The organism is Lactobacillus equicursoris DSM 19284 = JCM 14600 = CIP 110162 (assembly GCF_001434815.1).
Taxonomy (GTDB): Bacteria; Bacillota; Bacilli; order Lactobacillales; family Lactobacillaceae; genus Lactobacillus; species Lactobacillus equicursoris.
Window position 1 is genome coordinate 1 of sequence record NZ_AZDU01000060.1, and the last position, 8,369, is coordinate 8,369.

At 46.9% G+C, this 8,369-nt stretch carries 5 protein-coding genes; 4 read left to right on the forward strand and 1 reads right to left on the reverse strand.

All coding sequences use genetic code 11. The features are described 5' to 3' along the window. Positions 1-228: 228 nt before the first annotated feature. Positions 229-1,578 (reverse strand): aminopeptidase C, encoded by a 1,350-nt coding sequence (gene pepC / locus FC20_RS08630; RefSeq protein ID WP_008460398.1) that lies wholly within the window; start codon positions 1,576-1,578, stop codon positions 229-231. 320 nt (positions 1,579-1,898) lie between these two features. Here pepC and FC20_RS08635 point away from each other — a divergent pair, with 320 nt between their 5' ends. The 4 genes from FC20_RS08635 (at position 1,899) to FC20_RS08650 (ending at position 7,951) form a co-directional block, all read left to right on the forward strand. Beyond that, the gene (locus tag FC20_RS08635; protein ID WP_008460397.1) at positions 1,899-2,444 is read left to right on the forward strand and encodes a dCTP deaminase/dUTPase family protein; all 546 of its coding nucleotides are present in this window, start codon (positions 1,899-1,901) and stop codon (positions 2,442-2,444) included. 35 nt (positions 2,445-2,479) lie between these two features. After that, on the forward strand, positions 2,480-3,856 hold the full coding sequence (radA, locus tag FC20_RS08640; protein WP_008460395.1) for a DNA repair protein RadA: 1,377 nt from the start codon (positions 2,480-2,482) through the stop codon (positions 3,854-3,856). A 122-nt stretch (positions 3,857-3,978) separates the two neighbouring features. Continuing rightward, entirely contained in the window at positions 3,979-4,926 is a 948-nt protein-coding gene (locus FC20_RS08645; protein WP_008460393.1) for a glycosyltransferase family 8 protein, read from the forward strand. Between the two features lie 160 nt (positions 4,927-5,086). Next, positions 5,087-7,951 (forward strand): putative bifunctional diguanylate cyclase/phosphodiesterase, encoded by a 2,865-nt coding sequence (locus FC20_RS08650; RefSeq protein WP_008460392.1) that lies wholly within the window; start codon positions 5,087-5,089, stop codon positions 7,949-7,951. The last annotated feature ends 418 nt before the right edge of the window (positions 7,952-8,369 follow it).

Consider the following 8,369-nt stretch of genomic DNA (forward strand, 5'->3'; position numbering starts at 1 on the left):
GTAGATGAGTAAGTTTTTGAGCGTCAATTTCTGTAGTTGAGTAAGTTTTTGAGCAGCAATTTTCGTAGATGAGTAAGTTTTTGAGCGTCAATTTCCGTAGTTGAGTAAGTTTTTGAGCATCAATTTCCGTAGATGAGTAACTTACCGCCATGTTAACCAGTACAGGAGGTAAAAAAACAGCTTTCCCTAACGGAAAAGCCGTTTTTGCTTGACTAAATTTTTGAAAAATTAGTACTTGAAGGCCAATGCACCCATTGGGTCCCATGGCAAAAGTTGAATTGGGTTCTTCTTGCCTTCGTCGTAAGCCTTCTTAACGTCTTCTGGCAGGAAGGCCTTGTTCAAAACGGCTTGGTAGACGAATTGGTCGAACCATTCATCGCTCATGACGAAGTAGCCCTTAAAGCCTGGCTTGTCGCCCCATGAGTTTTCGATCTTCCACTTGGTTGGCTTGTCGTCAACTAAGTCAACGGCGGTGATGACCATGGCGTGGTTCATCATGCTTTCGCCGGAGTCCAGGCGTTCAGCCTTGGTCATGGAGAAGTCGAAGTCAAAGAGTTGGTCTCTTTGGTAGAGCTTGGTGTCAAGGAGCCCGGCTTGCCGGTCGCCGCCCTTAGAAACGTCTGAACCAAACCAAACTACTTCGCCTTGCTTTAACTGGTTGATGATCAAGTTCTTGAATTCGGATAGTTCCAAGTTCAAGTGGCGAACTTGCCGGCCGCCAACCACGTTGCCCAGGTATTCAACTGAGAAGACCTTGTTGTAAGGCTTGTCAGCCGTTGGCCCGTTGATGACTGAGATGTAGTTTTCCAGGTCCCAGCCAACGTACTTCTTGAAGAAGGATTGTGGAGTCAAGTCCTTGTCGATGTGGTAGTTGCCTTCGTCGTCTTTGTATTCAAAGTTGAAGGTCTTTGGCGGCAAGCCCAAGCTAGTGGCCAGCATGCGGAAGATGGCGTCAAGGAGTTCTTGCTTCTTGGCTTCAACTTCGTCTTCGCTCTTGCCGGCGTTGACCAGTTCGCGCAGCTCCAAGCCGCCCTTGCGCAGCATGGTGTTCAAAGTGTCGTCCAGGGCACGGGAGTTTTCAGAGTTGGCCGTTTCTGGGTAAACCTTCTTAGGCACGATGCCGTACTTTTCGATCAAGCCGCAAAGCATGTCCCATTGACCGCCGTCTGATTGCGGAGTGGCAAAGAGGAAAGAAACCTTGCGGTCGCCCAGTGGCTTGTCAGCTGAGCTAATCACGTTTTCAAAGAAGAAGTTGGACTTTTCAAACTTGTCCCAGAAGAAGGTGTAGCTTTGTGACAGTTCAAAGCCCTTCAGCTTGAATTCCTTTTGAATGGAGTGGCGCATGGTGTTCAAGGCACTGAACATCCAGCAGCGGCCGGATTGCTTTTGGTTGGTTACTGAGCCAGTATCGATTTCAACTGAGAAGCTTGGGTCCAGGTCAACCTTGGTTTGGGTGCTTTGGCTGGCTTTGAAGATGCCGTTGGTTTGAGCGGCGTTAGCGGCAACTGGGTAGGCTGGGTGCTTGGCCAGGTTGTCGGTAAAGTTTTGGATAGTGTCAAAGCTGATATCTTTTGACATATGAATCCTCCTATTTCTGTTACAATTCTAAAAAATGCTGATTATTTGGCTACAAGCTTTATTTTAGCCTAAGGGCCGGGCTTAGTCTATTGAATTTGCTCAAATGGCGGGAAGATCCTCTTTAATGTTCGGGTATTTGGCAGAAAAAAGTTTCAAGTACAGAAGATGGTCCTGAGTCCTTGTCCTGTCTAGCTTTAACATTTTGCCTTTTTAGTAAAAAAGCTGTCATGATGCATCTTTTGGCCAGTGACTTGCCTTTTCCATTGTCAGCTCAACTAGTGTAAAATAAGAGTCTGAGAAGAAAAGGAGCGAACGAATTTATGAATAGAGTAAGAGGCTTTGAAGTTGTCAAAAAGTACCAGGATCAGGGCTTGACCTTGCCTAGACGCCAAACCATGGCTAGTGCGGGCTACGACATCGAGGCCGCTAGCGACATTACTATCCCCAGCATCTGGACTTTAAACTTCGTCAGGATCTTCCGGCTGATTAGAAACGGCCACGAGCTGATTGAAAGCGACCGCTTGGCTGCTGAAAAGGTCTTAAAGCCGATCCTGGTGCCAACGGGTATCAAGGCCTACATGCCAGAAGATGAGGTCTTGATCTTGGCCAACCGGTCATCCAATACTTTTAAGCGCAACCTCTCCTTGCCAAACGGCATCGGGGTGATCGACAGCGACTATTACGACAACCCCAACAACGAGGGGGAAATTTTTGTCCAAGTGCTCAACTACGGCGTCCGGCCCCTTCATATCAAGAAGGGCGAGCGGGTTGCCCAAGGAATTTTTATCAAGTACTTAAAGACCGACGACGATGAGCCAATTTCCAGTCAAAGAATGAGCGGCTTTGGCTCAACCGGCAAGAAGTAATTTTTTAAAAAGGATAGTGACAGGAAGGTGGAGCGATGGCAAAAGTCAGAACGCGGTACAAGTGCCAGTCATGCGGCTATATTTCGGCTTCCTATCTGGGCCGGTGCCCGAATTGCGGGGCCTGGAATCAGTTTGAAAAAGAAAGCCAGGAAGTAAGGCAGGCCTCAAATAAGCAAACGCCCAGCCGGATGATGGCCAGCGTGGGGACTAAAGAAGCAGTCAAGCTGTCCCAGGTTAAGGCGGAAAAAGAAGAGCGGGTCTTGACCAAGTCTTCTGAATTAAACCGGGTGCTGGGCGGCGGGATCGTGCCTGGCTCTTTGGTCTTGATCGGCGGGGACCCCGGGATCGGGAAGTCGACCTTGATGCTGCAGATCATGAGTGACTTGGCGGAAAAATATAAGGTCCTTTACGTGTCCGGGGAAGAATCAGCCAGCCAGATTAAATTGCGGGCCGACCGGCTGGGCTTGGGGCAAAGTCCGATGATGCTCTACCCAGAAAGCAACATGGAGCATATCCGCGACCAGATCGATGATTTAAAGCCGGACTTTGTCGTCATCGACTCCATTCAGACCATGAATGAGCCAAGCCTCGACTCCATGGTGGGGTCGGCCTCTCAAGTCCGGGAAGTTACGGCGGAATTGATGAAGATCGCCAAGCTGGACCAGATCACGGTCTTCGTGATTGGCCACGTGACAAAAGAAGGCTCTATCGCTGGGCCCAAGATCTTAGAGCACATGGTGGACACGGTCTTGTACTTTGAAGGCGATGAGCACCATGCCTACCGGATTCTCCATTCTGTCAAAAATCGTTTCGGTGCCGCCAACGAAATCGGCATGTTCGAGATGAAGAATGAGGGGTTAGCCGAAGTGACCAACCCGTCAGCGGTCTTTTTGGACGAGCGTTTGCCCAATTCCACCGGGTCAGCCGTCGTTGTTTCCTTAGAAGGAACCCGGCCGATTTTAGGGGAAATCCAGGCTTTAGTGACGCCAACCGCCTTTGGTTATGCCAAAAGAACGACGTCTGGCCTCGACTATAACCGGGTGTCCCTGCTCTTGGCAGTTTTAGAAAAAAGAGGCAACCTGATGCTGCAAAACCAGGATGCCTACTTGTCGGCGACTGGCGGCATCCGCTTAAATGAGCCGGCTATCGACTTAGCCATTGCCATGGCGATTGCGTCCAGCTACTATGACAAGGAAATCCAGTCAACCGACTGCTTTGTGGGCGAAATTGGTCTGACCGGGGAAATTCGCCGGGTCAACCAGATCCAGGCCCGGGTCAGTGAAGCGGCCAAGGTTGGCTTTAAGCGGATTTTTATCCCTAAGCATAACTTAAGCTCTAGCTTAAAGAGCGAAGGGATTGAACTGGTGCCCGTGGTTAGCGTCCGCCAGGCTTTGAAGCTGCTTTTTGGCTAAGTATAGGAAAATAATAATTGAAGACTTGATTATTTTGGCTCTAAAGCTACACTATGTTTGGAGACAAATAATACTTAATTATTTGTTTTTTATCATTTGTGATATTTTGATTAGGAGAGATTATGACAATTCCAGTATTTTATTCAATCACCGATGACTTTACGCCATACGCAGCTGTATCCTTGAGCTCTTTAGCCAAGTTTGTTGATCCAAAGAAGGACTACACGGTTACTTTTTTGCACCAGGGCTTGTCCAAGGCTCATGAAGAAAGTCTGGCTAGCTATGCTAAAGACAATCTGCACGTGGAATTTTACGAAATGTCCGATGCGCTTTTGAAGCCGATCCAGGACCGAAAGGAAAACTACCTTCGCGGCGACTTTTTCACCATGTCCATTTTTTACCGGCTCTTTATTCCAGACCTTTTCCCGCAATATGACAAGGCCGTTTACATCGATTCTGACACGGTTGTAAACGATGATATTGCCAAGCTGTACGAAACGGAATTAGGTGACAACCTGATCGGAGCCTGCGTCGACTCATCTATTCAGTTTGTGCCGGAAATGCTCCGCTACATCAGCGAAGTCTTGACCCTGGACCCAAAGAAGTACATCAATTCCGGGATGCTGGTCATGAACGCCAAGGCCTTCCGAGACGAAAAATTTGTTGATAAGTTCTTTAGCCTTTTAGGCCGCTATCATTTTGACTGCATCGCTCCTGACCAGGACTACTTAAACGAAATCTGCTCAGGCCGGATCAAGTACGTGGATGGCCGCTGGGACGCCATGCCTAACGAAAATACTGAACCTTTGGCAAATCCTAGCCTGATTCACTATAACCTCTTCTTCAAGCCATGGCACTTTACCGGCATCCAATATGAAGATTACTTCTGGCAAGACGCTAAAGACACGGTTTATGAAGCGGAACTTAAGGCGGAACTAGCCAAGACGACCGATGAAGACCGGGATATCGAGCGCCACAAGCTAGACCACATGCTAGGCAAGCTCGATACGACTTTGCAGGATCCTCACAATTGGGCCCGGGTCAAGGAAAGTGAACAAGTAACCTTATAGTAAATAAACATTAAAAGTCGCTGAGAAATCAGCGCTTTTTTTCTCAAAAAACATGACAGGGCGTTAGATACCAGTTACAATTGAATAAGTTAGAAAAGATAATCGATCTACAATATTTTTCCTTAAGAGCGAAAAATAAGGAAATTGGGAAAAGAAAATAATGGTGAATCTGAAATTACAGAATGCGGTTGAAGATTTTCAGCGCTCCTACTTAAGAAATGGAGAGATTGCCGACCAGCAGGTTGTGGCTCTTTTGGACTTGTTTAAAGAAGAGTTGGATCTCGCGATGATCTACGTCTGTGAAAACGCGGCTGAGGGCAAGCAGTTTCTCTATCAGTACTGTTCAAGTGGTGACAAACAGATTGCGATGCACCGGGGTCTTTTGATTGATGAAAATGATGAATTTGATCGGTTAAAAGAAGTTGTAAATAAAGAAAATCCTTTAGTGCTGACCAATGAATTGGCAATTGGTGATTTCGCTTTAAAGTCAGGCAACTTGGTTTATGCTTTTATCAGCGTCGGTCTTTTGCAAGGAATAGTCAGTTTTGAGGCTAAAGAAAAGAGTCATGCCTGGAGCCAGGAAGAAAAGGAGAGTCAAGCTGTCTTAGCGCGGATTCTCTGGCCCCTGATCTGCAGCGACCAGGTTAAGGCTCAAAGCCGGATCTTGAATGCCAAGGTTAAGGGCAGCTCTTTGGCCTGGATCTACCCCAAGGTTAAGACGGTGATTTTTTCTAAAAATCTGCGCGACTACTTTGGCTTAAACAAATACTACCAGCTAAAGAGCGCAGCCGACTTTTGTCAAAACTTTATTGCCTATTATGAGCAAGAAAAGGTGCTCTTGGCCTACCGGGAGGCAGTTGAAAAAGGCACTGCCTGGGTGGCCTGCCATGCCTTTCAAGATCCAGACAAGTTTGAGGTAAGCTTTTTTGTCAACCGGCGCGGAGTTAAGGGTGAAGCAGAACAGGTTGTGGCTATTTTAGAAAATGTACAGCCATCAAGCACTGAGCAGCAAGAACGAACTTTGCGCCTTGAGGCCTACCGGGAATTCCAAGGCGTCTTTAGCCGGGACAACCTGTTTGAGCTCTTTATTGACCTGGAAAAAAAGCAGGCGACCATCTTTAAGGCGCCCTTAGCATGGCAAAAGGGATTAAACCAAGAAGTCGACTTTGACCAGTTGATGCGGCTTTTTGCCATTGACCAGGTCTTGCCGGGCAGCCAACAGCAATTTGTCAACTCGATTAATGTCGATCACATCAAGCAGACTTTGCAGAAGAAACGGAATACTTTCTTAACTGCCCATGTCAATGTCGATGGGAAAAATCGCCTTCTAGAATTTGAGGTCATCCAGGGTCAGGCTGGCAACTACGATGAGCCGCAAACCGCTATTATGGTGGCCAAAGACGTGACTGACAAGGTATCCCGCTATGATTCCTTGACCGGTCTACTTAACATGCACCATTTTTTGCTAGAAAGTAGGCAAAGACAGGAGCCGCAGGGGCAGTTGCTTGTCATGAATATTGATAATTTCAAGCTCTACAACATGCAGCACGGGCTAGAGCAAGGCGACCAGTGCCTGGTAAAGATTGCGGATCTTTTGAAGGGGCTTTACCCTAACGCGACTCTTGGTCGCTTTAGCTCAGACAACTTTTATGTTTATGACCCCGAGCCAGGCGATTGGAAGTTAAAATTGATTAAGCTGCAGGAGCGGCTGAAAAAAGAAGCCCTAACTTCTCCAATTTGGATCCGGGCGGGTATTTACAACTATGATGAGCCAATCAGTGTGGCCCTGGCCTGTGATCGGGCAAAAATTGCCTGCGACCGGGCTAAGGAATTTGCGGAGCAGGCCTGGTGCCTTTACGCGCCCAAGATGCAAGAGCAAGAAGAATTAAAGCAGTACTTAATTAACCACCTGGATGAGGCGATCGAAAGGCACTACCTGCAGGTTTACTATCAGCCGGTCATTAGGACGTTGACTGGGCGCTTGTGCAGTGCCGAAGCCCTGATTCGCTGGATTGACCCTGACAAAGGGATGCTTTCGCCAGGTGATTTTATTCCCCTTTTTGAAGAGAAAAATCTTTCTTATAAGGTGGACCGGTATGTGATTCAGGAAGTAACTAAGCTCTTGCGCGATCGGATTGAGAACGGACAGACTGTGGTGCCAGTCTCAATCAATTTTTCTCGGGCGGACTTTCAAATGATGAATCCGCTAGAAGAGTTGAATCAGGCCATTCTGAAAAATCACCTTAGACGGTCGCTTATTCACGTCGAAATCACGGAAAGTGCCCTAGCCAAGGATGTAGAAGGACTGAAAAATTCTATCCATGATTTCCGCCAAGCTGGCTACCAAGTCTGGATGGATGACTTTGGCTCTGGCTACTCTTCACTTAACTATCTGAAGAACTTTGAGTTTGATGAAATCAAATTGGACATGATCTTCATGAGAAACTTTGACGAAGCGTCAAAGACGATTTTGAAGGCCTGTGTCCGCATGGCCAAGGCCTTGGGCATCCATACCCTGGCTGAAGGGGTGGAAAATAAGGAGCAACTGGACTTCTTGCGAGAAATTGGCTGCGAGCGAATTCAGGGTTTTTACTATAGCCGGCCTTTGCCGTCAAATGACTTCTTTAAGATGGTGGCCGAAAAGAGCATTGAAGCTGAGGAATGGGAGCAAAGCAAGTTCTACCAGGAAGTGGGCTTGGTGGACCTAGCTGGAGACCAGCCGCTAGGGCTATTATTTGATGATGGGCAAAAGTTTAAGCGGATTTTTGTTAACGCAGAATTCCAAAAGGAAATCGACCGGTCGCCTGAGATCTATGAACGGCTGTTCCAAGAAGGTAATGACTTAAAGTCCAGTTTCGGTCAGAAGTTTAGAGAACTGGCTGAGCGGGCCCGGCAGGGGGAAAGCAGTCTAGCCGACATCCAGCAAAAGGGACAATTCCTGCGTCTGCAGGTAGACTCGATTGCCAAGGGCGACTTTGGCCAGATGTTGCAGATCAATGCCTGGGATATTACGGCCCAGTTTTAAGATGAATTGAATATCAAAGCACAAAAGGACGATCTTAGATCGTCCTTTTGTCATTTTTGCAGGATTTCGCTAATTTTTTTGAAAAAGTTTTTGTGGAAAAAAGGGAGAGAAAATGGTAAAAGCCGAACAATTTATCCACAAGCAAAAGTGATTTTGCTTCACTTGCTGAAAAATTAACAACTGAAAAAGCAATATTTCTTACAACGCTTCCTGGCGTTTAGGGCAAAAAACTGTTATTTCATAAGATTTGACTTATCAGCTAAAACAAGGTAAAGTATTAATTGTCTTCGAGAGGAAAGCCAAAGCGCTTACTTAAGAAAAGACAATCAAAAATATTTTAGAAAAGCTGTTGACAAGAAGTTGATAACTTGCTAAGATATAAAACGCTGCGTCGCTAAGACGCAAGTTAGTACTTTGA

Excerpts from the sequence above, each read along its gene's own strand:
- pepC (WP_008460398.1), bottom strand. The coding sequence starts at position 1,578 with ATGTCAAAAGATATCAGCTTTGACACTATCCAAAACTTTACCGACAAC.
- FC20_RS08645 (WP_008460393.1), top strand. The coding sequence starts at position 3,979 with ATGACAATTCCAGTATTTTATTCAATCACCGATGACTTTACGCCATAC.
- FC20_RS08650 (WP_008460392.1), top strand. The coding sequence starts at position 5,087 with ATGGTGAATCTGAAATTACAGAATGCGGTTGAAGATTTTCAGCGCTCC.
- FC20_RS08635 (WP_008460397.1), top strand. The coding sequence starts at position 1,899 with ATGAATAGAGTAAGAGGCTTTGAAGTTGTCAAAAAGTACCAGGATCAG.
- radA (WP_008460395.1), top strand. The coding sequence starts at position 2,480 with ATGGCAAAAGTCAGAACGCGGTACAAGTGCCAGTCATGCGGCTATATT.